Origin of the sequence: Pyrinomonas sp. (assembly GCF_040289685.1) — a bacterium.
Lineage (GTDB): Bacteria > Acidobacteriota > Blastocatellia > Pyrinomonadales > Pyrinomonadaceae > Pyrinomonas.
Genome location: NZ_PSLQ01000002.1, coordinates 50,014 through 73,054 on the forward strand (window position 1 = coordinate 50,014; position 23,041 = coordinate 73,054).

General features: G+C 61.0%; 20 protein-coding genes. 11 read left to right on the plus strand and 9 right to left on the minus strand.

Going from position 1 to position 23,041, the window contains the following annotated elements; translation table 11 throughout:
* Nucleotides 1-23: 23 nt before the first annotated feature.
* Nucleotides 24-872 (minus strand): amidohydrolase family protein, encoded by an 849-nt coding sequence (locus C4334_RS00990; RefSeq protein WP_352430203.1) that lies wholly within the window; start codon nt 870-872, stop codon nt 24-26.
* 13 nt (nt 873-885) lie between these two features.
* Entirely contained in the window at nt 886-2,493 is a 1,608-nt protein-coding gene (locus C4334_RS00995) for a long-chain-fatty-acid--CoA ligase (protein ID WP_352430204.1), read from the minus strand.
* A gap of 142 nt (nt 2,494-2,635) precedes the next feature.
* On the opposite strand from C4334_RS00995, the gene C4334_RS01000 reads away from it, so the two are divergent.
* The 6 genes from C4334_RS01000 to C4334_RS01025 all read left to right on the plus strand — a co-directional run bounded on the left by C4334_RS01000 (nt 2,636) and on the right by C4334_RS01025 (nt 10,386).
* Complete coding sequence (locus tag C4334_RS01000) at nt 2,636-3,403, plus strand: LolA-like protein (protein ID WP_352430205.1); 768 nt, start codon at nt 2,636-2,638, stop codon at nt 3,401-3,403.
* A gap of 106 nt (nt 3,404-3,509) precedes the next feature.
* Nucleotides 3,510-5,570: a hydantoinase/oxoprolinase family protein gene (locus C4334_RS01005; RefSeq protein WP_352430206.1), complete on the plus strand. Its 2,061-nt coding sequence runs from the start codon at nt 3,510-3,512 to the stop codon at nt 5,568-5,570.
* Nucleotides 5,571-5,578: 8 nt separating this feature from the next.
* Nucleotides 5,579-7,393 carry a hydantoinase B/oxoprolinase family protein gene (locus C4334_RS01010; protein WP_352430207.1) on the plus strand — a complete coding sequence of 605 codons (1,815 nt, stop codon included), beginning with the start codon at nt 5,579-5,581 and terminating at the stop codon, nt 7,391-7,393.
* A 148-nt stretch (nt 7,394-7,541) separates the two neighbouring features.
* On the plus strand, nt 7,542-8,186 hold the full coding sequence (locus C4334_RS01015) for an isochorismatase family protein (protein WP_352430288.1): 645 nt from the start codon (nt 7,542-7,544) through the stop codon (nt 8,184-8,186).
* Between the two features lie 4 nt (nt 8,187-8,190).
* Nucleotides 8,191-9,405, plus strand: coding sequence for a CaiB/BaiF CoA transferase family protein (locus C4334_RS01020; RefSeq protein ID WP_352430208.1), 1,215 nt, complete (start codon nt 8,191-8,193; stop codon nt 9,403-9,405).
* Between the two features lie 96 nt (nt 9,406-9,501).
* A complete protein-coding gene (locus C4334_RS01025) occupies nt 9,502-10,386 on the plus strand; it encodes a hydroxymethylglutaryl-CoA lyase (RefSeq protein WP_352430209.1) in 885 nt (294 codons plus the stop codon).
* 65 nt (nt 10,387-10,451) lie between these two features.
* On the opposite strand, the gene C4334_RS01030 is transcribed toward C4334_RS01025, so the two are convergent.
* On the minus strand, nt 10,452-11,285 hold the full coding sequence (locus C4334_RS01030; protein ID WP_352430210.1) for a TonB family protein: 834 nt from the start codon (nt 11,283-11,285) through the stop codon (nt 10,452-10,454).
* Nucleotides 11,286-11,406: 121 nt separating this feature from the next.
* Complete coding sequence (locus C4334_RS01035) at nt 11,407-12,696, minus strand: HD domain-containing protein (RefSeq protein ID WP_352430211.1); 1,290 nt, start codon at nt 12,694-12,696, stop codon at nt 11,407-11,409.
* 194 nt (nt 12,697-12,890) lie between these two features.
* Here C4334_RS01035 and murI point away from each other — a divergent pair, with 194 nt between their 5' ends.
* The 4 genes from murI to C4334_RS01055 all read left to right on the plus strand — a co-directional run bounded on the left by murI (nt 12,891) and on the right by C4334_RS01055 (nt 15,732).
* Nucleotides 12,891-13,715, plus strand: a complete 825-nt coding sequence (murI, locus tag C4334_RS01040; protein ID WP_352430212.1) for a glutamate racemase — start codon at nt 12,891-12,893, stop codon at nt 13,713-13,715.
* The gene (locus tag C4334_RS01045) at nt 13,715-13,858 is read left to right on the plus strand and encodes a hypothetical protein (protein WP_352430213.1); all 144 of its coding nucleotides are present in this window, start codon (nt 13,715-13,717) and stop codon (nt 13,856-13,858) included. The genes murI and C4334_RS01045 overlap by 1 nt, the downstream gene beginning before the upstream one ends.
* 507 nt (nt 13,859-14,365) lie before the next feature.
* Nucleotides 14,366-15,100 carry a ribonuclease PH gene (rph, locus tag C4334_RS01050; RefSeq protein ID WP_352430214.1) on the plus strand — a complete coding sequence of 245 codons (735 nt, stop codon included), beginning with the start codon at nt 14,366-14,368 and terminating at the stop codon, nt 15,098-15,100.
* A gap of 134 nt (nt 15,101-15,234) precedes the next feature.
* Entirely contained in the window at nt 15,235-15,732 is a 498-nt protein-coding gene (locus C4334_RS01055) for a hypothetical protein (protein ID WP_352430215.1), read from the plus strand.
* A 362-nt stretch (nt 15,733-16,094) separates the two neighbouring features.
* On the opposite strand, the gene C4334_RS01060 is transcribed toward C4334_RS01055, so the two are convergent.
* Both C4334_RS01060 and selA read right to left on the minus strand, forming a co-directional pair.
* On the minus strand, nt 16,095-18,062 hold the full coding sequence (locus C4334_RS01060) for a sensor histidine kinase (protein ID WP_352430216.1): 1,968 nt from the start codon (nt 18,060-18,062) through the stop codon (nt 16,095-16,097).
* A gap of 293 nt (nt 18,063-18,355) precedes the next feature.
* A complete protein-coding gene (gene selA / locus C4334_RS01065; protein WP_352430217.1) occupies nt 18,356-19,741 on the minus strand; it encodes an L-seryl-tRNA(Sec) selenium transferase in 1,386 nt (461 codons plus the stop codon).
* Between the two features lie 183 nt (nt 19,742-19,924).
* Between selA and C4334_RS01070 the strand changes: the two genes are divergently transcribed.
* Complete coding sequence (locus C4334_RS01070; RefSeq protein WP_352430218.1) at nt 19,925-20,269, plus strand: hypothetical protein; 345 nt, start codon at nt 19,925-19,927, stop codon at nt 20,267-20,269.
* Nucleotides 20,270-20,814: 545 nt separating this feature from the next.
* On the opposite strand, the gene C4334_RS01075 is transcribed toward C4334_RS01070, so the two are convergent.
* The 3 genes from C4334_RS01075 to C4334_RS01085 form a co-directional block, all read right to left on the minus strand.
* Complete coding sequence (locus C4334_RS01075) at nt 20,815-21,012, minus strand: cold-shock protein (RefSeq protein WP_352430289.1); 198 nt, start codon at nt 21,010-21,012, stop codon at nt 20,815-20,817.
* A 1,000-nt stretch (nt 21,013-22,012) separates the two neighbouring features.
* On the minus strand, nt 22,013-22,234 hold the full coding sequence (locus tag C4334_RS01080) for a hypothetical protein (protein WP_352430219.1): 222 nt from the start codon (nt 22,232-22,234) through the stop codon (nt 22,013-22,015).
* Nucleotides 22,235-22,324: 90 nt separating this feature from the next.
* Nucleotides 22,325-23,041 (minus strand): B-box zinc finger protein, encoded by a 717-nt coding sequence (locus C4334_RS01085; protein ID WP_352430220.1) that lies wholly within the window; start codon nt 23,039-23,041, stop codon nt 22,325-22,327.

Below are 23,041 nucleotides of genomic sequence, written 5' to 3' on the forward strand. Positions count from 1 at the left end.
CTCGTGCGCGTCGCCGAAATCCATCAAACCCAATCCTCCAGCTCGTAGACGCGCACAGCGTTTTCAAACAAGAACTTCCTCTTGGCCGTCTCGCGAAGTTCGAGCGCTTCGATCTCGCGCATGGCGCGCTCGAAATCGACGATCGGCCAATCGGTTCCGAACAAGACCTTGTCCTGCCCGCGCCCGTTGATGAAGCGGACGAACGACGTATCCCAGTAACGCGGCGCGTGGGCGTCTGATCCGATGAAGACGTTCGGATGCTTCCAAGCGACGGAGATCATAGCTTCGGTCCACGGGTAACCGATATGTATGCCGATGATCTTCAGTTCGGGGAAATCTATGGCGATGCGGTCGAGCGCCATCGGGTGGGCCACCGTCGGCAGGAACCGCTGCGCCGAGTGGCCCACTTGGATCTGAACGGGGACGCCGAGTTCAGCGCATTTGGCATAGAACGGGTAGTAGCTGCGGTCGTCCGGGCGACGCTTGAACCAGTGCGGGTAAAGATGGGCGCCGACGAAGCCGAATTCGCGTACGGCGCGCTCCAGCTTGCCGAGCCACGTCATGATGCGCGATGGGTTGATGCCGATCACGCCTTTGAAGCGCTGCGGATGTCGCGTGACTACTTCGGCGATCAGCTCCGCCGGCTTTTCGAAGAAGATCGAGGAGCCGACCTCGCCGCCCGTAGTGGCGATGAGCAGCCCCTTCTCGATGCCTGCTGCATCCATGCGCCGGATCTGCTCTTCGAGCGGGATGCCCGCGTGCGTTTGTTCCTCGACCTTGACCAAACGCCAGAATTCGTCGAGCGCGGGCGTGTAGTTTTGGGTCACATCTTTGGTCCAGAGGTTAACGACGATGTCGATGACGCGATTCATCGCGGAGTCCCTTCTATGCAGTTTCGTCCGGCCCTTGCGCGAAACGCTCGCGCAGCGCGCGACGCAAGATCTTGCCAGTCGGCGTGCGCGGAATCTGCTCGACGAAGCAGATCCTCCTCGGCTTTTTGAAGCCGGCGATCTTCCCTTCGCAAAAAGCGATCAACTCTTCGGCACTCGCTTCGACGTTGGGGCGCCGAACGATGGCCGCCGCCACGGCCTCGCCCCATTTTCTGTCGGGTAAGCCGAAGACGGCGCAATCGGCCACCGCTGGGTGTTTGTGCAGCACGCGTTCGACTTCCGACGGATAAACGTTGAGCGCGCCCGTCACGATCATGTCGTTTTTCCGATCGACGAGATAGAAGTATCCGTCCTCGTCCATGTAAGCCATGTCGCCCGTGCGCACCCACCCATCGCGAAGGACGGCGGCAGTCGCGCCCGGATTGTTCCAGTAGCCAACCATGTTGGCTTCGGTTCGGACGGCGATCTCGCCGATCTCGCCCGGCGGAAGCTCGCGCCAACCCTCACCGACGATGGCCACTTCGACGTTGACCTGCGCGCGCCCGCATGAACGAAGGAGCTTGACATAGCGCGGTGCGCTCAGCGCCAACCGATGTTCCATCGGTTCGAGCACCGTGCCCGCGCAGCCCGTCTCAGTAGTGGCGAAGGTTTGCCGGAAACCACAGTGCGGCAACCTCTGCATCGCTCGTCGCACAAGCGGTTCGGGCATCGGCGCCCCTCCGTAAAGCAGCGTTTGCAGGGAAGCGAGATCCGTTCGCTCGCTCGCCGGATCTTCGAGCAGGAGTTGAATCGTGGTCGGCACGAGGTTAGTGAACGTGATCTGTTCGCATTCAATCGTTCGAAGCGCTGTGGCGACATCGAAATTGATGAGCGCAATGAACGAGCCGACGTAAACGGCGCAGAAGATGCCCGCAATGCCTGCCGCGGAGTGGAGCGGCGAAGGAAGCATCACGCGGTGCGTGCGCCGACTGCCGATGGCGTGGACATGAACGAACATGCCGATCAGTGTGCTCGCGTGCGTGTAGATCGCTCCCTTGGGAAAGCCTGTGGTCCCGCTCGTGTAAAGCAGCAGCAACGGATCATCGGCGGCGATCGGACGCTCCAATACTGGCTCGCTCTCGTCGCCGCGTGCGACCATCGCCTCGTAATTCTCTAAATCTTTGGCTCCCGCACCGATGACGATGATCGCACGCACGTCGCGCGCCCTGGAGGCGACGCCTCGCGCGGCATCGCTCTCTTGTGCGCCGCAAACGAGCGCACGCGCGCCCGAATCGGCGACGATCTGTTCGACCTCAGGCGGCGCGAGACGATGATTGACCGTGACAGCAACGCCCCCGAGTTTGGCTACTGCGAAGAGCGCTTCGACCCATTGATGCGAGTTGCGCCCGTAAAGAGCGACGCGGTCACCGCGGCCGATGCCGAGTCGGCGCAGTTCGTGAGCGAAGCGGTTGATGCGCGCGTTGACCTCGCGCCAAGTCAGGCGAACGTCGCCGAAGACCAAAGCTTCAGCACTGCCGAACAAGCGCGCGTTGCGCCGCACGAGGTCGCCTGCGCCGCGAAGCCCGCCGAAAAGAGACGGCTGGGGGGAGTTCGTGTGTGTCATGACTGTGATGGCTCGCATGATCCGTTGAGCGTTCGAGAGCATACACGAAAATTCGACATAAGTCTAGTACCTTTTTTACGAAAAGACTTGACACTGCGGGAAAGGAAAAGTATATTGTGCAACGCCTAATTGTTATAAAAGTATGTCTAAATGGCGATGCCGAAGATGCCCTGCGGCCCTCTGCGCGGCGGTCGCGCTGCTTGGCGTGACTGCTGCCGCGCAGCAGGGCGCGCTGTCGGCGGTGGAGATCATTCGGCGTGCGATTCTGGCGCACGGTGGAGAGGCGTTTCGTCGCCCGCAGACGCTCGAACTCTGCGGACACGCCACTTATTACCCGCGCGATGGCGGCCCGGCCATCGAGATCGAACGTTTGCGCATTGCGCGCGTCATCCCGCAAGAGAGTCGGCGCGCGCGTGCGCCCAACGGCAAGGTGCTGGTGGAGGCGTGGAGCGGCGGGCAGCTCTTCTTCCGCGAGGGATTCGATGGCGCGCGTGCTTGGTCGCAACTGAGCGCGCAGGCACGTCCCATCGCCGAGTACTTGCAACTCGATCGCCATTTCGGTTTTGGCGTCATTCGTTTCGCCGAGACACCCGGCTTTCGCCTCGAACGGTTGCCTGACGGTGAAGTCGCGGGGCGCCCTGTGTATCGAGTAGCGATCACCGACGTCGAAGGACGCACGACGCAATTTGCCATTGACCGCGCGAGCTGGTTGATTCACAAGGTCGAGTTCGATACGCCGCTCGGGCATCACGAACGGATCTACTGGCCGTACGACGCTCGCGATCGGATCAAAGAAGCGCGTCACGTGCGGCTTATCTTCGCGGGGCACAAGCTCTTCGACGTGTGGTGGGAAGAGGTTCGTTACAACCAGCCGTTGCCGGATCAAATGTTTGCCGCGCCTAGCAAGTAAGCGCCGGTGACCGGGACGAGTTTGGAGGAGAGGATGGACTGCCAGTGGGAGGCTCGACAATCGAGCTTTCGCCCCGGAATAAAACGCAACGAGTTTGGAGGAGGAGATGGGTTACAGGCTCGGCATTGATGTTGGCGGGACTTTCACGGATCTGCTTCTTTTCGATGAAGAGACAGGGCGCATGGTGCTCGCCAAAGTGCCTTCAACGCCAGCGGACCAGTCGATCGGCGTGCTCAATGGCATTCAGAAGGTCGCTGCGCTCGCCGGCATAGATCCGGTGGAGATCGATCTGGTGCTTCATGGAACCACGGTGGCGACCAACGCTGTGCTTGAAGAGAAGGGGGCGCTCGTCGGGTTGATTACGACGCGCGGCTTTGAGCAGATACTTCACGTCGCACGCTCGCAGACGCCGGGACCTCTCGCCGGTTGGATCATCATGCAAAAGCCCGATCCGCTGGCGCCGCTTCATCTGACGCGGGGCGTGTCGGCGCGCATGAACGCGCGCGGCGAAGAGTTGGTGCCGCTCGATGAGGAGGAAGTCCGTCGCTTCGTCCGCCAATTGCGCGACGAAGGGATCCAAGCGTTGACCGTTTCGCTCATCAACTCTTTCGCCAATCCGGCCCACGAGCGGCGCATACGCGATATCGCGCAAGAACTCTGCCCGGACCTGCCGGTCACTATTTCAACCGACATCTTGCCGGAGTTTCGCGAATACGAACGGACGCTGACCACTGTGATGAATTCGTACGTGCGACCGGTGATGGGCCGTTATTTGACCGGCATCGAGAGCAAGCTGCAGCGCGCGCATCTTGCGCCGACCGTCAACATCGTTCGCTCCGATGGCGGCGTGATGTCGCTCGACGGCGCGCGCGCGAAACCCGTCAACACGCTGCTTTCCGGCCCTTCGGGCGGTGTGGTCGCCGCCAGTTACATCGGTGAACTCACCGGTTATAAGAACGTGCTCTCTTTCGACATGGGCGGGACTTCGACGGATGTGGCGATCTCGACGGGCGGCGAACCGCGCATTGTGCGCGAAACGCGCATCGGCTACTACCCGGTCAAAGCGGCTGCCGTGGATGTCCGAAGCGTCGGCGCTGGCGGCGGTTCCATCGCGCACGTGCCGATCACCGGAGCTTTGCGCGTCGGTCCACAATCGGCGGGCGCCGAACCCGGACCGGCAGCTTACGGTGCGGGCGGGATGGAGCCGACCGTGACCGATGCCAACGTCGTACTGGGCCACCTGCCGCCCCGCTTGCTCGGCGGCGAGATGCAGCTCGATGTTGAGGCGGCGCGCCGCGCCGTTGCTAGGATCGGCGACGCGCTTGGGCTTTCGGTCGAAGAAGCGGCACAAGGGATCATCGACATCGTCAACGAGAATATGTTCGGCGCGTTACGGCTCGTCTCGGTGCAGCGCGGTTACGACCCGCGCGATTTCGCGTTGGTCGCTTTCGGCGGTGCCGGACCGCTTCACGCCAACGCCTTGGCGCAGCTGTCGGGCGCGTGGCCAGCGATCATCCCGCCGACGCCGGGCGTGCTCTCGGCGCTCGGTTTTCTCCATTCGGACATTCGCAGCGAGTTTTCGCAGACGGTGATCCGCACGCTCGCTTCAATCGACGCGGGCGAGTTCGCGCGGATCTTCGCTGCTTTGGACGAACGGGCGCGCGAGTGGTTGGAGAGCGAGGGCATTCCGGCTGAACGGCAAGCGCTGGACTACCAAATAGACGTGCGTTATCACCGTCAAGGGTATGAGTTTCCGGTGCGCGTGCACCCCGATCAATTCGAGTCCGAAGAGGGCATGGAGAAATTCATCGCCGACTTCAAGGGGATTCACGAAAGGAACTACGGTTTCAACATCGACTCCTTGATCGAGATCGTCAACTTGCGCGTGGTCGGCATCGGTTTGGTCCGCAAGGTCGAGCTGCAGCGTGTGGCATCGGACGGAACGCGCGTCGAGGAGGCGATGGTGGAGACGCATCGCGCCTATTTCAGCGGCAAGGCGATGGAGACACCCATCTACGACCGCGACCGATTGCGCCCTGGCCACATTTTGCGTGGACCAGCCGTCATCACGCAGCGGGATGCGACCACGATCATCCTGCCCGAACACTACGGGCAGGTCGATGAGTACCTCAACATACTGATCTATCCAGATGGCAAAGGACGGTGAAAAGCGTCATGGCTGAACTCGATAAGATAACGCTCGACATCATCGAGAACGCGCTACGCAACACGCGCCACGAGATGGATGCCGTCCTCTTTCGCTCGGCGATGTCGCCGGTGATACGCGAGCAGCACGACGGCTTTCCGATGATCTGCGATCCACAAGGGCGCATGGTCGTCGGTCAATTCGGCTCTTACATCGCCGGTTTCATCCAGCAGTGGAAGCGCGGCATCGCCGAGGGCGATGTCTTTCTGGTATCGGACCCCTACTCTTGCCGCGGGGCCATCTCGCACATCAACGATTGGATGGTTTTGCTGCCGATCTTCTACGATGGCGAGCTGGTCGGATGGGGATCGCAATTCGGTCACACGGTCGATGTCGGCGGTCCCGTTTCAGGCAGCTTGCCGACTGATGCGACCACCATCTTCGGCGAGGGGATGCGCATTCCGCCGGTTAAGCTCTTCGATCGCGGCGAGCTGAACGCGGATGTGCTCGATCTGATCCTGACCAACACGCGCGTGCCCGTGATGAACTACTTCGATCTGATGGCGATCGTCGCCGCCTGTCGCACGGCCGATAAGCGTGTGCGCGAGCTGTGCGACCGTTTCGGCAAGCAGACCTATCTCGCCGCCTGCGAAGCGTTGCTCGACCGCACCTATCGCGCGATGGGCGCGCTCATCGAGAAGAACTTGCCGACCGAGCCGGTGTCGTTCGACGATTACGTGGACGACGATGGACGCGGCAACGGCCCGTTCAAGATGAAGTTGACCATCTGGCGCGAGGGCAACGTCGGCCATTTCGATTGGACCGGCACTGACCCACAGGCGCCCGGTCCGGTCAACTTCCTCCTGAACGAAGAGATGTTCAAGATGTTCATCGGCGTCTATCTGATCATGGTCTTCGATCCTCAGATACTCTTCAACGATGGTTTCTACCCGTTGCTCAAAGTCAAGATCCCAGAAGGGAGCTTGCTACAGCCGCGTTTTCCCGCTGCGCTCGGTTGCCGCACGCACGCGCTTGCGCGTCTGTTCGACGTCCTCGGCGGCGCGCTGGGACGTCAAGCGCCGGAGCTGTCAACCGCTGCCGGCTACGGAACGTCGCCCTATCTGCTTTACAACGGTTACGACGAAAAAGGCGAGTTCTTCCACTTGATGGAGATCACCTACGGCGGCATTCCGGGGCGCCCGCTCGGCGACGGCATGGACGCGCATTCTTGGTGGCCGCTCTTCGAAAACATCCCGACCGAGTACTTGGAAAGTTACTATCCGATCACCGTGCTCGAATACGGAAGCCTTCCGGATTCGGGCGGCGCTGGCTACCATCGCGGCGGCAACGGCGTGCACAAAGTCTACCGCTTCGAAGTGGACGGCGAGATCGCTGTTCACGACGATCGCGAACGGTCCCAACCGTGGGGCATTCTGGGCGGTTTGCCGGGCCAGTCATCGTCGAAGCTGCTGGGGGAGCCATTGCCGTCGAAGATCTCTCAAGTCCCGGTGCGCAAAGGCGACATGCTCATCTACCGAACGGCGGGTGGTGGCGGATGGCGCGATCCGTTGGACCGGCCCGTGGAATGGGTGCTTAAAGATGTGCGCAACGGACTCGTGTCGCGCGAAAAGGCTGAGCGCGATTACGGCGTCGTGATCGTCGAGGAAGATGGTAAACTCGTCGTCGATCGAGAACGGACCGAGAAGGAACGCGCGCAGAAGAAACGGGAGCGAGGCGAAGTGCAGATCTTCACCTTCGGGCCGGAACCGGAACCGATCGGCATCGTGCGCGAGTGGCGCCGCGCGCAAGCGCCGACGCAGAGCGGCGAACCAGCGCATGCTTGAGGGGCGCGCCGCAGTGGTGGTTCATTCGACGACGGCGCGTTATCGCGTGCGCAAAGGGGCGCGAACGTGGACCGACCGGGAATAGATCCATGCGTTCGTGACGTATCTCGATTCGCGGTAGATCGGGGCGGGCGTGGACCAACAGGAAATGGACCTTGAGCGTTTGTATGTCGAGCGCGGTTTTCGCGGTCGCGTCGGTTTCGGCGTGCGTCCTGCGCTTCTCATCATCGATTTGATTCGCGCTTTCACCGATCCGCGCTCGCCGCTTGGCTGCGACCTCGAAGGCGTGGTCGCCGCGACGCGCGACCTGCTCGACAAAGCGCGCGCAGCGATGATCGGCGTTCACTTTACGACCACCGCCTACGTCGAAGGTTATGCCGACGCCGGGCTTTTCATCCGCAAGGTGCCGAGCCTCGCGCTGTTGCGCGCAGGCGACCCGGCGGTGGAGATCGACGGGCGACTGCAACCGTTGCCAAACGAGTGCGTATGGTGCAAAAAGTATGCGAGCGCATTCTTCGGCACAGCGCTCGCTGCGACGTTGACGGCGACGGGCGTTGACACGTTGCTGATCGCCGGGTGCACTACCTCTGGTTGTGTGCGCGCCTCGGCGGTGGACGCTTGCCAGCACGGGTTTCGCCCCATCGTCGTGCGCGAAGCGGTGGGTGACCGCGCGCCAGCACCGCACGAAGCGAATCTGTTGGACATCGATGCCAAGTATGGCGACGTCGTCTCGCTCGACGAGGCGTTGAACTACCTCGCACGATTTGGTGACTCCGGCGACCGATCAAGGTGAAGAGATGAGTGAACAGCGCGTGCAACGACGCCCGCTCGCAGGGCTCAGGGTCTTGGAGATGGGGCAGCTTCTCGCCGGGCCTTTTGCCGCGGCGATGCTTGCCGGTTTCGGCGCCGAAGTGATCAAGATCGAACGCCCGCGCACGGGGGATCCGATCCGCAGGTGGCGCAAGATCTACCGCGGAACCTCTTTGTGGTGGCTTTCGCTCGGTCGAAACAAAAAGTCCATCACGCTGGATCTGACGCGCCCCGAAGGGCAACAGGTCGCACGCCGTTTGGCAGCCAAAGTCGATCTGCTGCTCGAGAATTTCAAGCCGGGGACGCTCGAGCGTTGGGGAATGTCTTACGAAGAGTTGCGCGAACTGAACCCTCGGCTCATCATGGTGCGCGTCTCCGGATGGGGACAGACTGGACCGTACGCGAGCCGTCCGGGATACGCCAACGTCGCCGAAGCGATGGGCGGAATACGCTACACGACCGGGTATCCGGATCGTCCGCCGGTGCGCACCGGCGTCTCGCTTGGCGATACATTGGCCGGATTGCATGCCGCGTTGGGCGCGCTCGTCGCCATCTATCACCGCGACGTGCATGCGACCGGTCAAGGACAGGTGGTCGATGTCGCCATCTACGAGGCGGTCTTCAACATGATGGAATCGATGCTCGCTGAATATGACAAACTGGGCTTCGTACGCGAGCGGACCGGACCGAAGCTTGAAGGGATCGTGCCGACTTCGACCTACCGTTGCGCCGACGGCAAGTACATCGTCATCGGCGGCAATGGCGATTCGATCTTCAAGCGTTTGATGCATGCCATCGAACGGCCAGACCTTGCCGAAGATCCGCGGCTGGCCCATAACGATGGCCGCGTCACGCATGAGGAGATGATCGATCGAGCCATCGAAGAGTGGACCAGTCGGCATCCTTACGAGGTGGTCTTTCGGCGTCTGACCGACGCGGAAGTGCCGTGCGGGCCGATCTACTCGATCGCCGACATCGTGCGCGACGAGCATTACATTGCGCGCGGCATGTTCGAAGAGGTAGACCTCGGCGATGGCGACAAAGTTAAGATACCGAGCGTCGTGCCGAAACTGACGGCGACGCCTGGGGGCACGGACTGGCCGGGGCCGCCGCTCGGCGCGCACAACCATGAGATCTACCGCGGATTGCTCGGCATGAGCGAAGAGGAGCTGCAGCAGTTGCAAGAGGCCGGTGTGATCTGAAGACCACAGGGTCGGCTTTCGCGCGCCGCGGCGAGATCCCGAGAAACTTGTCCTTTTGGTCTTCTCGTCGGTTTGCGTGTGAAAAGGGGAAAAACTTTGAACCGCGTCCGCCGCGTCCAAATCGTCGAGGTCGCTTTGCGCGATGGCTTGCAGTCGGTGCGCGAGTTTGTTCCCACCGAGGAGAAGCTCGCGCTCGTCCGACGTCTGATCAACGCTGGCGTCCGGCGCATCGAAGCGACAGCCTTCGTCAGTCCGCGTTGGGTGCCGCAGATGAGCGATGCCGAGCAGTTGATGGCGCGTGTGCCGCGCGGCGGCGGAACGGAATACATGGCCTTGGTGGTCAACGAACGCGGCTATCAGCGGGCGCTGGCGGCGCGAGTTGATTGGCTTTGCTACGTGGTCGCTGCCACGGAGGCGATCAGCCGCAGCAACGCAAACATGAGCTTGCGCGAGGCTTTGGAGCTTGCCCGCAGAGTGATCGCACAAGCCAAGAAAGACGGTTTGCGAGTGCGCGGCTCGATCGGCGTCGCGTGGGTTTGTCCATACGAGGGCGAAGTGCCCGCCGCGCGCACGCTCGATATCGCCGCCGAGTTGATCCTCGCTGGAGCCGACGAGATCTCTTTCAACGATACCACCGGGAAGGCGACTCCAGAGCGGACTTATGCCCTGTTTGCCGAAGCGCGCGGACGCTGGCCACACCTTTCGTTTGCGGCACACCTACACGACACCACCGGCATGGCGCTCGACAACATCAAGGCTGCGATGAAAGCGGGCGTGGCCGTGTTCGATGCGGCAGTGGGCGGTTTAGGCGGTTGCCCGTTTACGCCGGGCGCGCCTGGCAACGTGGCCACTGAAAGGGTCGTCGCCATGCTGGAGGAGTTGGGCGTCGAGACCGACATCGATCTTCGAACTTTGCGCGAAATCGCCCGCGACTACGCGAGTTGGATGCTGCATCCTTCATCCTCTCGCTCGAAGGGATGACGGTTCAACTGATTCGCGCGACGCGGTTTCGACTCGCGCCGGATCTCCATCGACGAACGGGTTGACTAGCGCTGTCGCTGCGAGCGTGCGCTCCGACGAAAGTTGTAACGGAGCAAGACCAGCGCCGGAGTGGGACGCTGGTTGCGCATTGCTGGTCGGAAAAACATGCGCTTAACCGTTTGCGTGACTGATTCATCCAGCCCGAATCCGGCCCAACGCACGACCTCGACCCGGCGCACCACGCCATCTTCATCGATCCACGCAAGGACGTCCACAGTCGCTTCCGCTTCGGCGCGCGCCGCCTCCTCGGTGTAAGCTGGTTGCAGGCGACGGTATGGTTGCGGCGGGATGATGTTTTCGTCGAGACCTTGGTCGCGCGTCAAGTCCAGATACATGCTCTCCTCCTCGCCTTTTTCTGTGGGCTGCCAAGCCAGCGTGCGTTGAAGTTGTGCTGCGAATGCGCGGCGAAGCGTCGTCGCATAGAGCGGTGCGCGTCGCCGCAGTTCCGTCTTCAACACCGCCAGCGCATCGGCGGCGTGCGTTGCCTGAAGGCTCGGACGGTCCCACTGGACGAGCGCTCCGCTGCGCGCATCGACGATGAAGATCGAAGCGTAAGATTCGAAATAGATCGCGCCGCTCGACGGCGAGCGGCGAACCACTTGCGCATCGCCCGTGATGAACAAGTCGCACCCGATGGCCGTTCCCAAGTCGCGCGCTTCGGCGCGCGTCATGTTGAGCGAGCCTTGATAGCCGAGACCCACAGCCGCGGCCCGTGCGAGGTCGCGCGTGATGAGCGCGAGTTCGGGATCAACCGAGAGCGCAGCATGCAGTTCGTCGGCCAACTGCTTTCCCGTTGGATCGCGATTGAAGTCGAGGATGGCGATGCGAGCGCGGGCCATATGGCTTTGCTGCGCGCCAAAGGTGACGGGCGCGGACAGCAGCGCGGACGCGATGCTGAGGATGAACGTGGCGACAGTGAATGAAGGTCGGCGCACTTCGTTTTTCAGTGACCTCGTCGAATCAACGGCTTTCGTCGTGATAGAGCGCGTAGATGCGTTCTTTGACCTCGGGCGGGAAACAGACCCGTCGGATCTCATATCCGCGCTCCAGTCCGCGAACGACGTCGCTTACCTCGGTGATCTCGCGCAGTCGTCGGCGCGAATAGCTGTCTTCCACATAGATGCGCGCTTTCGGCTCCGCGCGCTTTCCTGGGTAGGCGCTGTACGGGGTGTCGCCCGCTTGATCCTCAATGAAGTAGTAGCGCGGATCGAATCCGGCCTCGACGATCACTTGGCGGGCCGCTTCGAGAAACGCCCCTCGCTCTTCCTCAGGCATGTCGAGATCGATCGCCTTGAAAAGCCTCCTTCCGACGAAGCGTCGGCTCAGGTCGCGCAAGATGGGGTCGGAGGCGCGCTGCCACTGTTTGATGTGGAAGAGGAGGTCGGAATCATCCATCTCCAGATGGTCGCTCAAAGAGAGCGGCTCACCGCGCAAACGCTTGGCGAATGCCGTGTCGGGCGCGCACCAAACTTCCGTGCCTTGCGCCGTCAGTTCGAGAGCGCGTTCCAACGTCGCGCGCAGCACCACCTCGGCTGAGCGCAGCGTGCGGTGATAGTAGACTTGACGAAACATGTAGTAGCGCGCTTGCAAATACTCTTCGACGGCGTAGAGGCCGCGTGCTGCTACGTATATGCGATCGTTTTCCGCGTCAACGGCGAGCGCCTTGATGATCCATTCGAGATCGTAGATGCCGTATTTCGCGCCGGTCATCAAGGAATCGCGCAACAAGTAGTCCATCCGATCGACGTCGAGCTGTGAAGAGACGAGTTGCGCGATGAAAGCCGGTTTGAAATCGCCTTCAATGATCGCTGCGACGCGGTCGGGAAGCTCTGCCTGATAAGCACGAAGGATCTGGCCGACTTCGGTTTCATCGCTGCGAATCGCTTGCACGGTCAAATCCTCGTGATGGAAGCCGAGCACCTTCTCCATGACGTGTGAAAAGGGACCGTGTCCGATGTCGTGCAAAAGGGCTGCCGCGCGCGCTGCCGTGCGATCCTCTTCGTTGATGTGATGTGTCTCTTGGAGGCGATCGAGAATGCGCGTCATCAAGTGAAGCACCCCGAGCGAGTGGGCGAAGCGCGAATGTTCGGCCCCTTGGTAGGTGTAGAGCGCAAGACCGAGTTGCTTGATGCGGCGGAGGCGTTGGAACTCGAATGAGTCGATCAGCCGCACCATCAAGCGGCCTTCGCTCGAATCCGTGCGCAGGCGGATGATGTTGTGCAACGGGTCGCGGTAGATCCTCTCCGCCATACAAGGCAAGTCTAACACAACTCGTCGCGGCGGCGGGCAAGCGAGCAAACCGCTCCGACGACGGAGAAGAGAATAGTTCTGGTCTCGCATGAGGCGAGCCAGTTGTGACAGAAGCGGGGCGCCTTTCGGTTTGCGCTCCGGGGCGCTTGATCGCGCGGGCCGAAACGTGCTAAAGCGATTCCTTTCTTTGCGTGATGGAAAGAGATCTACCGATCGGCATTTTCGATAGCGGCGTTGGCGGCTTAACCGTCTATCGCGCGCTGCACGAGCGACTGCCCAACGAGCGCTTCGTCTATTTGGGCGATACGGCGCGCGTCCCCTACGGAACGAAATCGCTGACGACGGTGGAGCGTTACGCCGTGGAGAACGCACGGTTTCTTGCGCGCCACGGAACGAAGCTGCTCGTCGTCGCGTGCAACACGGCTTCGGCGCTGGCGCTGCCTGCCGTGCGGCGCGCTGTAAGCATCCCGGTTGTCGGCGTGATCGAACCGGGAGCGCGTCTTGCTGTGGCTCGCAGTCGAAGGCGACGCATTGGCGTCATTGCCACCGAAGCGACGGTCCGAAGCCGGGCGTATGCGACGACCATCGCGCACTTGGCGCCGGATGCGCACGTGATCGAGCGATCGTGTCCGCTCTTCGTCCCGTTGGCCGAGGAAGGGTGGGCTGATACAACGGTCGCCCGATTGGTCGCCGAGGAGTATTTAGAAGACTTGAGAGACTCGGGCATCGACGTGCTCGTGCTCGGATGCACACACTATCCGATCCTGCGGCGAACGATTCAGCAAGCGGTTGGCGAGGGTATTAAGTTAATCGAGTCAGGCGAGGCAGTAGCCGAAGAGGTAGCGCAGTTGTTGGAAGAACGATCGCTTTCGGCCCGCGTCAAACGCGACGAGCGCGAACGGCGATTGGGCGACGATCTGGACCACTTCTATGTAACGGACGCAGCGGAACGCTTCGCGCGCGTCGCCGAAAGGTTTTTGGGGCAAGCGCCGACGGTGCTGGAAGCGGTGGAGATCTGATGCCCAGTCGCTTTTTCGGAAAAGCGTGGCTCGAAGTCAATGATCGCCAATTGACAGGCTATCTGCGCGGTCGCTTCTTCGGAAGGACGCGGACCGAAGGCGAACGGCTCGCACGCTTTCTCGTACCGGCTCTCGGCATGTGACAGCGCAAGCGTAGATCGAACTTCATTGGTCGCACCGATCTTTTCGCCGCGCACGGTCTTCCGATGTTTGTGCAAACGTAGATCGAGCGTGCTGGCCCGGCTAAAACACAGGTCATCGAACCGTTGTAGCAGCGCGAACGAGAAGCGAGCGTCATGGCGCCGCCGCTCGGAAGTTTCGGGGGCTTCTCGAGGAAAGGATCGAAAGCTGAAGGCGCTCGGTCCGCGCGACGCGGTTTGAAGAGCAGCTCTTTTCCGTTGAAGGTTTGGCGTTGGTCGTCTCAATGGCGCGCAAAAGCGCGCGGTGAAAAAGATGAACCAGCAGGCAGCTTCCGGGGACGATGGGAGTGAGATTTCGGTAACCGAATGGCCATGCGGTTCGTCTACGGTTGGGGGTCCCCTCGCCGCCCGTGGCTTTGCGCCCGCGATCAAGCATGCGCGTTCAAAGACCTGCGGGTCGTTCGCCGGCGCGCAAGTTCTTCGAAAAGCTCAGCACAGAGGTCACGAGAGATGTCTTTCACTCGCACCGACGGTCGTCAGGCAGATGAGCTTCGCCCGATTCGCATCACGCCCGATTTCATGCCCTATGCTGAGGGATCGGCGTTGATCGAGATAGGGCAGACGCGCGTTATCTGCACGGCCTCTTTCGAGGAGCGCGTACCGCCCTTCTTGCGCGGCACGGGACAAGGTTGGGTGACAGCCGAGTACGCCATGTTGCCGCGTGCGACGCAGCAACGGACGCCGCGCGAAACGAGTCGCAGCGGACCTTCGGGACGCACGCAGGAGATCCAACGGTTGATCGGACGGGCGTTGCGCGCCGTGGCCGATTTAAACGCGCTCGGCGAGCGGACCATCACGCTCGACTGCGATGTGCTGCAGGCTGATGGCGGGACGCGCACCGCATCGATCACCGGCGCCTACGTCGCTTTCGCGCTCGCTTGCCGCCGATTGGTCAATCGCGGGACGCTCGCGCGCTCGCCCGTGATCGGCGAAGTCGCTGCCGTCAGCGTCGGTATCGTGGAAGGCACGCCGCTGCTCGATTTGAAGTACGACGAAGATTCGCGCGCCGAGGTGGACATGAACATCGTTTGCACGGGTGACGGGCGCTTCGTCGAGCTGCAGGGCACGGCTGAGCACACGCCGTTTACGCGCGCCGAACTGGAGATGCTCATCGCTCTCGCTCAGCGCGGCATCGAGCAATTGCTGACCGCGCAGCGCGCCGCGCTGGAACAAGCTGCACCCTGACATCCGGCTTCGCCGAACTATTCCCGCGAGGTGTTGCGCTAGCATGCCGACGCTGGAACAAGCGGCACTCTAACATCTGGCTTCGCCGAGCCTCGATGCGGTATGATAAGCGGGTGCAAGGAGCGGAGATGTTTATGCGGTCGTTGAAATCTCTGTTGGTCGTTCTGATTTTCGGTCTTCTCTCGTTTGGCTGGTCGGTTCGAGCGCAAGAAGCTGAGTACACGATTGAGTTCCCTTCGCCGATGTGGCGCCCCGTGCCGCGCGTCGAAGGCGGTTTGTCTTCAGAAGAGTACATCTACGGTGATCGAAACGATGGGTTCTTGCGCATTCGCAAGGAGATCGTCGATGCCGGAATGACGCCGTCAGAGCTGGCGCGGCGCGACCGCGAACAGAACCTGCGCTTCAGACCCGGCTTCGTCGAAGGGCGCGAAGAGCGTTTCGCTGGACGTTTGAACGGCGTGGTCGTCTCCTACGAATTCACCAACGGCGGGCGGCCCATGGCTGGCATCATCTACTACCTACAGGCGAATCCACGGACGATCTATGTGCTTCATTTCACCGGCATGCGCGATCGTCTGCAACGCATACGCAACCAAACGGATGTCATCGCCCGTAGCTTTCAACCCCGCTGAGGGAAGGCCCGCCCTTCCGGCGCAAGCGCAGCCGTCTCGGGTTCACGCTGCACATCGCTTGAAGATGCTTCGACGCGCTTGCGCTTTTGCGTCGGCGCTTTGACGAGTTCGCGCTGCATATCGTGGATGATCAGGCAGCCGCTCGCTGCCCCATCTGGAGATCTTGTCCAAGCCGCACACCGCTTGAAGGTGACCTCGAGAAAGACGTGTTGTTCACGAGCAAGCCCTAGCTTGCGCGAAGATGGAACCGATGCCACCGTCGCGCTCATAGAGGATTACGCCTGCAGGGATGAGCTTCGACGACGAAGCTTGTCACGAGGATCAACGCGGTTCAGAGCCGCTTCTTCAGCGATGATGAATCCCTACAATCTAGGCAGCGTGAAGCTAAAGATCGAACCGCGTCCCGGCTCCGATTCGAGGGCAACTTGCCCACCGTGTTGTTCGACTACTTCGCGCACAAAAGCGAGTCCCAAGCCGGTTGACTCTTCATCCTTCTCCTGCCCGTCGCGCGCGACGCGATAGAATTTCTCCCAGACGCGATCCTGCTCTTCAGCCGGAATGCCGTAGCCTTGATCTTCGACGATGACGCGCACCGCATCGGCTTCCAACGCCGTCGCCACCGTCACGGTGGTCCTTTCGGGACTGTAACGGATGGCGTTATCGACCAAATTGGCGACCGCTTGCATGATCAACCCGCGATCGGCGGCCACGGGCGGGAGTTTGCCGTTGGTTCGCTCGATCAGCCGAATGCGTTTCTTTCTGGCCGTTCGTTGGAAGTTGGCGACCGTCTCACGCACCACCTCATCGAGTCGCAGCGGAACTTTGCGCACCTCTTGGCGGTCGGAGGCTTCAAGCCGCGTCATCGACAAGAAGGTGTCGATCATGCGCGAAAGGCGCTGCGATTCTTGGTGGACGATGGTAGCGTATTCACGCGCCTCTGCCGACAACGATTCGTCAAGCGCCAAAAGCTCGGCGAATCCGTTGATGCTAGTGATCGGCGTGCGCAGTTCGTGCGACATCAAAGAGATCATGTCGCTGCGTAATTTCTCATACTCCTTGAGCCGCGTGACGTCGCGCACGGAGAAGAGAAGACCGATGGCTGCGCCGCCGCTCCTGAGCAACGAGAGGCGAAGGAGCAGCGTGCGGTCTTTCTCCGGATAGTATATCTCGCGTTCGTATGCCTCGCCCGATTGAAGGACGCGCCGGACGGCAATGCTCGGTTCATCGAAGACTCCAGCACGAAAACGGTCGAGCAGAGCGAACAGATCGATCTGCGGCGCTTCTTCTTCCGTCAAACCGGCGCTTTCGAGCATCGGGCGGTTAATGGCTGCGATCGTGCCATCGAGGTAGGCGACGGCGCAGCCATCTTTCAATTCGATTAGTGCGGCGGCAGCGAAGCCCTGCTCATCCAACATGCCGGCCACCGCGGCGAACCCCTCCAACCTTTTGCTGGCCCGACGGGCCGAGACGAGTGCGGGCAGCGGGCGTCCTGCTAATGGCTCGCGGGCACGGGCGCGTTGGAAACTGCGCGCGATCTGCGCAGCGAAAACATCGAGCAATGGCTTGTCTTCTTCCTCTAGTTCCTCGCCGAGTCTCAGCAGCAGTGCGCCCGCCTTCTGCCCTTCGTGGACCAACGGGAGCGCGACGACCCTTCTCCCCGCGTCTCCAGCAAGTTGCATCGCGCAAGCGGCGAGCGCGCGTTCGCACAAAGCGACGCCCTGCCGCCAAGTTTGCAAAGGTGCAGCGTCCGCCCCGTTGCCATTGGTCGTGCGCTTGCGCGCCATCGGATGAAGCACCCCGGCGCGGTCCAATCCGAAGATGACTGCTTCTTCGAGTTTGAACATCAGGCCGAGGATTTGCAGACCAGCATCCACTCGCTCGTTATCGCTTTTGGAGAACCGTTGGTCACAAGCGAACACGCGGTGCTCTACAGCGTGCGTCAGACGCGCGTCGAGCGACCATAGCCGCCGCAATTGCGCCGCCGTCGCCCCAGCCAGCGAGGCCAATGCGCAGGGCGCAAAAGCGATGTCCAAGGCGAGCGTCGCAGAAAGCAAGAAACTTAAAGCACACAGAACGAGCAAAGAAGCACAAACGAGCGCAAAGGCGCGCCTTCCGCCCATGCGCTCGACGGCAAAACCGCCCCCTGCGCTGGCTGCTGCGATCAGCATGACGACGGCCCACGCAGGTGCGGCAACGCTCGCCGTCTCGCCGACGAGAAAGGCGGCTTGCAGCGGAGCAAACAGCCCCGCGCTCCACAAGGCGGCGACGAGCCCTCCTGAACAGAGAGCTAATATCAAGGAGAGAACGGTCGTTCGAACGTTGGTTTCCATCTGAGATGCAAAAGAACGGCAGGGAGATTCGAAACGGCTGGTGGACGCTACCACAGCGCCCGTATGATTATACAATATCTAACAGCATTTAACGCAAGCCGTTTTTTTAGAGGCCAAGTCCGCACGGTTCATTGCGCATAGCCGCGCGCTTTGCCGTTTCTCAGATTTAGATTCCGTATCGGCTCGATCGGACGCATCATGACGCTTTTACGGCTTGCTCGAGTAGCTTTAAGTTCGACGTCAGACCGTCGGCGCTGTTTTCGCCGCGGCTTTGCAAACTGGCGCGCGAGTTTTCAGAGCTTTTCAAGCGCAGCGAGCACGGCGTTCTCTTCTTCCGGGGCGATTGTGCGCAAATCGAGCAAGACGCGGTCATCGGCGATGCGCGCGATGATGGGTGGGTCGTTCAGGCGCAGGCGTCGTTCGATCTCTGTGGCGGACAAACGTTCGTGCCGCAGCGCGAGGAGCGCCGTTGGCAGGTGTGCGGTGGGAGCGGCTCCACCCCCGACGGCGGATTGTCCGGGGATGACTTCCACATGCAATTCGGAGCGCGCGATGCGCTCGGCGAGAGAACGCGCGCGCCGTTTGAGCGTTTCAGACCGCATCGCGATCATGCGCAGGGTTGGGATTTCATTGAAGTGCGCGTCGTGCGCGTAGGCTTCGAGCGTCGCCTCGAGCGCGGCGAACGTCAGTTTGTCGACGCGCAACGCGCGGTAGAGCGGGTGTTTGCCGATGATCCCGATCAGTTCGCGGCGCCCGACGATGATTCCGGCTTGTGAAGCGCCGAGGAGTTTATCACCGCTGAACGAGACGACGTCTGCGCCGCTGGCGATGGACTCGCCGATGATGGGTTCACCTTTGATGCCGTGAGGGCTTAGGTCTACGAGCGCGCCGGACCCGGCGTCTTCATACAAGGGGAGGGCGCGCGCATGCGCGAGCGTTGCCAATTCGTCGAGCGTTGGCGTTTGCGTGAAACCTATGATGCGGTAGTTCGATTGATGTACGCGCAGGATCAGGCGCGTCCGCTCGTTGATGGCGCGTTCGTAGTCGCTCAAGCGCGTGCGGTTGGTGGTTCCGACTTCGATCATGGTGACACCTGACTGGGCCATGACATCGGGAATGCGGAAGTCTCCCCCGATTTCAACCAACTCGCCGCGCGAGATGATCGCTTCGCCGCCGCGTGCCAGCGCCGTCAGCACGAGCAGCGTGGCGGCAGCGCAGTTGTTGACGACGAGCGCCGCCTCGGCCCCGGTGAGTTCCGCGAGCAATTTCTCGACGCGCGCGCCGCGACGCCCTCGCGCGCCCGCCTCCAAGTCGAATTCGAGAGCGCAGTAGCGCGCCGCGCTTCCGACGGCCTCGATCGCTTTGGCGCTGAGCGGCGCGCGTCCCAAATTCGTGTGCAGCACGACGCCCGTCGCATTGATCACGCCTCTTTGCAACGAGGAACGCCGTTCGTGCGCTATACGTTCATGCAATCTAGTTGCCGCCTCGGCTAGCAAGAACTCTTTATCAGCGGGATGATCATCGCGTGCCAGCAGTTCATTGCGCAGTTCGCTGATGATATCGCGCGCCAGCTTTGTCAAACGGTTCGCGCCTATACCTTCGACTTGGCAAGCACGTCGCAGCGCATCAACGGACGGAAGCGCACGCAAAACCGATTTTGCTTTGCTGTTCTCCTCCATTGCGCTCTATGATCGAAGATTAACGCGCGGCGTGCAAGAGCGAGTTTGACGCCTGGTGATCTGTTTATCGGCTGCCCCTCTGTTTTGGGCAAGAGATGGATGTTGACAGGAGCTGCGCGCGCTCTCTAGACTCCTCCTTTGAGCAGCCGCCTTGACGGGGCGTCTGCTCGGAAAGGAGCGTTTGTGAGTTTGGGTCGAAGAGGCAGAACTTCGCCGCCGAAACAGGAAGAGCCGCGTCGCGATGCGCGTCCGCCCATCGATGAACAACTCGGACGGCTCGAAGAAGAGATTCGGCGGCTTAAGATCGAGTTCGATATTTTCTTCAACGGTGCTGCCAAGCGTCCGCCTTACGATACCAAGAACAGAGTGGAAACGGCCATCAAACGACTCGGCGATGATCGCACGCTCAGCTTCGCGCAGCGCTACCGCTACAATTCGTTGGTCGCACGCTACACAGCTTTTCGCGAGCAATGGCGACGCGCCTTGCAAGAGCGAGAAGAAGGGATCTCGCCTCGTCCGAAAAGGTAGGATCAAAAGCAAGCGCCTGGTGCCTTCCGTCAACGCATCGTTTCAATCCTTGCCTCGCCCGAAAACGCGGAGGCAAAAGCGAGTCATGATGGAAGTGGCCGCGTGACTGTTTGACTTTGCGTCAAATTTAGGCTTTTCGTTTGAGCGAGTCGTGATGGAAGTGGCCGCGTGATCGAACTCGAACGTGATTCACCGATCGCTTGGGCGTAAAAACGCTTTTGTTCTTTCAAGTCAGCAAATCGAGGCTAAACGGTCTTTTCGGTTGTAACCTTCTGAAGCAGCGCATAACGCCCTCGCCGTCTCGCCATTTGTGCGAGCGCTTTTGATCGAAATCGTTCAGTGGCGCTCGTTCCGAAGAAGCGTTTTGTGCGACGATCCGCTGCTCAACAGGACCGACGACTTGGGCGCTTCTAGGCGCGGACCGAGATCGCTCGCGTATTGCGCGAACGGCACCGTTGTCAGCAGACGAAAGCGGCGCCTCCCTCTCTTTGAAGGAGACGCCGGGGCAGGTGGGCCGATCTTTTCAACAGAAAACCGGGCTGCCTTTACAGCTTCACGACGTTTTCTGCCTGCGGCCCTTTGGGTCCTTGAGTCACTTCAAACTCCACCGTCTGACCTTGTTCCAAGGTCTTGAACCCATCGCCTTGAATCGCGCTGTAGTGCACGAAGATATCGGAAGAGCCGGGCTGCTCGATGAAGCCGTACCCCTTCGCGTTGTTGAACCATTTGACTTTGCCAGTCATTCTCGGCATAGCGGACGATCCTCCTACTACTTCTCAGGTATTTTGTTTGCGCGGCGCACAATCGACGCCGGAAAGTTCCAACCGTGCGCAGACGTTGGCCGAGCGTGCCACCGAACGTCTTCGGTCGGAGAAGCACCCAAAGTCGTTATCCGTGCGCAGTGTGCGATGCTCGGTCAAAAAGCGCACAGACTCCTACCCTCTACACAAACCATCGCTTCATTCGCTCTGGTTTAAAACAGTGCGGCAAAGACGTTCGAACTTCTCTCGCTTCGTCTGGAAGCGAGCGCGCATACTATGCGAAAAAAAACTTCGCTGTCAAGGGGGGATTTCGGTTTCGCGTGCCGCCGATTGAGGTCGGATGTCGAAGGTAGGTGTCGCCGTCAGAATGATGCGTGCGCTGCGGTCAAGCTGCTATCGGTTTGGTGAAATGCATGTGCGCGGATGGTGGCGCAAGCAGCGCCGGATCGAAGCTGCTCTGTGGCTCGTCTGAGTTTGATGGACGCGTGCAGATTCGCAGGGATCAGCACGAGATGCGTTTCCGAGCGAAGCGAGTTTAACGGAAAGCGCCATCAAGCCCCTGCCGCGATGGTGTATAGGGCGCAACCCGTTCATTCCGTTTCACGCCCCATTCCCGCCATCTCACCAACTGCGTTTCAAGCGGCAGACATCAAAATGAAAGCGTGCGATACAGCTTGATCAAGCTCTAGAGCTGGATCGGGCACGCGCGCCTGAAGACGAGAGCCGCTTTTGTGGGGAGCAATCCCCATGCGCGCAAAAACGCATGGCTGAAGGGGGGGGAGCCTCACTCACGAGAAGGATGTCTCACCGGACCGGTTTGGCGCTAGGTCGTTCGTGCTTGGGCTTGTGCCGTGTTGTTTCGAGCGGTTCTCGTTGGACCAGTGTGGCGCAAGCTCGACGCGCGATTCGACCGCGGACGTGCGTCCGGTTCGGTCGCTCGCGCTGGATCGGCATTGTGCGGTGTCGGTCCAGCGCGAGGATTTCAGAGTTCTTCGGCCTCACGGCGACGGCGCCGTTGCCTTTCGCGCAATGTTGCAAGCACGATGAGCACCATCAGTCCGACGAAAGCGGCGATGATGGCGAACCTGATGAGAAAGATGAGCGTGCCGACGAGCGCGATCAATTGTTTGAGCAGCGCGACGATCAACAGGATCAATGCCAAAAGGCCGCCCAATCGTCCCGCAATCTTCAAAAAACCCGTCATCTTCAACCTCTCCTTCCCGCCGAAACGGCGTCGCTTTACAGTTAATAATAGCAGAGCGCCGACCGCACGTGTAGTCGGCGGCGTTTTGGGTCAGCGACGGCGACTCATCGTCTGCGGCAGGTCGCGGTCAAGCCGCAAGGTGTGATCCTCTACTACCGATGGCGGCGGCGTTTCAAACGAAGGGCGGCGTGGCCCTTTGCGCCGCCGTTGCTCGAGGATCAGGTAGGTGCCGAAGAGGACGAGCGCCAGCGGCAACAGAACGTCCAAACGTAGCGCCACTCCGAAGAGCGACCGCAGCAACAACGTTGCTCCGAGGCAGAGGAGCAACGCTCCCCACGTCGCTGGATGCGAGGTCAGATGACGTGCGATCGCATCCGCTTCCGCATCCGGCATGAATCCAGCGCGAATCAGTTTGGCCGTTTTGTAGGCGTCGATGGCGGCATAGAGCCACGCGCCAATGCCGCTGAAGACGAAGATCGGTGCATCGGTCATGACCGACAGTTGGAAAAGACCGGCAAAGGTCGCAAAGTGGACCAGCGCCTTGGTCGGTTGTCCGTTGTAGGCTGCGCCCAATCCGGGCACGAGCAGCGAAAGCAAGAGCGCACCAAGCGGCGATCCTTTGGCGTAGGTAAGTCGCGGCCCTTGCCTTTGTTGTTCAAGGAGTTCGACGCCCGCGACGATGCAGTCTTGGCAGTAGGGGAACCCGCGCACGCGATGGTCGCACGACGGGCAGAGCGGGCGCGCGCAGCAGCGACAGCGCGCGTGCGCGTGATTGTTCGGGTGAAAAGCGCAACGTTCGGGTCTCAT

What these genes read in the sequence shown, in the direction of transcription:
- C4334_RS01085 (WP_352430220.1), bottom strand. Translation starts at nt 23,041, where the DNA reads ATGAGACCCGAACGTTGCGCTTTTCACCCGAACAATCACGCGCACGCG.
- C4334_RS01080 (WP_352430219.1), bottom strand. Translation starts at nt 22,234, where the DNA reads ATGACGGGTTTTTTGAAGATTGCGGGACGATTGGGCGGCCTTTTGGCA.
- C4334_RS01010 (WP_352430207.1), top strand. Translation starts at nt 5,579, where the DNA reads ATGGCTGAACTCGATAAGATAACGCTCGACATCATCGAGAACGCGCTA.
- C4334_RS01075 (WP_352430289.1), bottom strand. Translation starts at nt 21,012, where the DNA reads ATGACTGGCAAAGTCAAATGGTTCAACAACGCGAAGGGGTACGGCTTC.
- C4334_RS01000 (WP_352430205.1), top strand. Translation starts at nt 2,636, where the DNA reads ATGTCTAAATGGCGATGCCGAAGATGCCCTGCGGCCCTCTGCGCGGCG.
- murI (WP_352430212.1), top strand. Translation starts at nt 12,891, where the DNA reads ATGGAAAGAGATCTACCGATCGGCATTTTCGATAGCGGCGTTGGCGGC.
- C4334_RS01030 (WP_352430210.1), bottom strand. Translation starts at nt 11,285, where the DNA reads ATGGCCCGCGCTCGCATCGCCATCCTCGACTTCAATCGCGATCCAACG.
- selA (WP_352430217.1), bottom strand. Translation starts at nt 19,741, where the DNA reads ATGGAGGAGAACAGCAAAGCAAAATCGGTTTTGCGTGCGCTTCCGTCC.
- C4334_RS01045 (WP_352430213.1), top strand. Translation starts at nt 13,715, where the DNA reads ATGCCCAGTCGCTTTTTCGGAAAAGCGTGGCTCGAAGTCAATGATCGC.
- C4334_RS00990 (WP_352430203.1), bottom strand. Translation starts at nt 872, where the DNA reads ATGAATCGCGTCATCGACATCGTCGTTAACCTCTGGACCAAAGATGTG.
- C4334_RS01060 (WP_352430216.1), bottom strand. Translation starts at nt 18,062, where the DNA reads ATGGAAACCAACGTTCGAACGACCGTTCTCTCCTTGATATTAGCTCTC.
- rph (WP_352430214.1), top strand. Translation starts at nt 14,366, where the DNA reads ATGTCTTTCACTCGCACCGACGGTCGTCAGGCAGATGAGCTTCGCCCG.
- C4334_RS01020 (WP_352430208.1), top strand. Translation starts at nt 8,191, where the DNA reads ATGAGTGAACAGCGCGTGCAACGACGCCCGCTCGCAGGGCTCAGGGTC.
- C4334_RS00995 (WP_352430204.1), bottom strand. Translation starts at nt 2,493, where the DNA reads ATGACACACACGAACTCCCCCCAGCCGTCTCTTTTCGGCGGGCTTCGC.
- C4334_RS01005 (WP_352430206.1), top strand. Translation starts at nt 3,510, where the DNA reads ATGGGTTACAGGCTCGGCATTGATGTTGGCGGGACTTTCACGGATCTG.
- C4334_RS01035 (WP_352430211.1), bottom strand. Translation starts at nt 12,696, where the DNA reads ATGGCGGAGAGGATCTACCGCGACCCGTTGCACAACATCATCCGCCTG.
- C4334_RS01055 (WP_352430215.1), top strand. Translation starts at nt 15,235, where the DNA reads ATGCGGTCGTTGAAATCTCTGTTGGTCGTTCTGATTTTCGGTCTTCTC.
- C4334_RS01015 (WP_352430288.1), top strand. Translation starts at nt 7,542, where the DNA reads ATGGACCTTGAGCGTTTGTATGTCGAGCGCGGTTTTCGCGGTCGCGTC.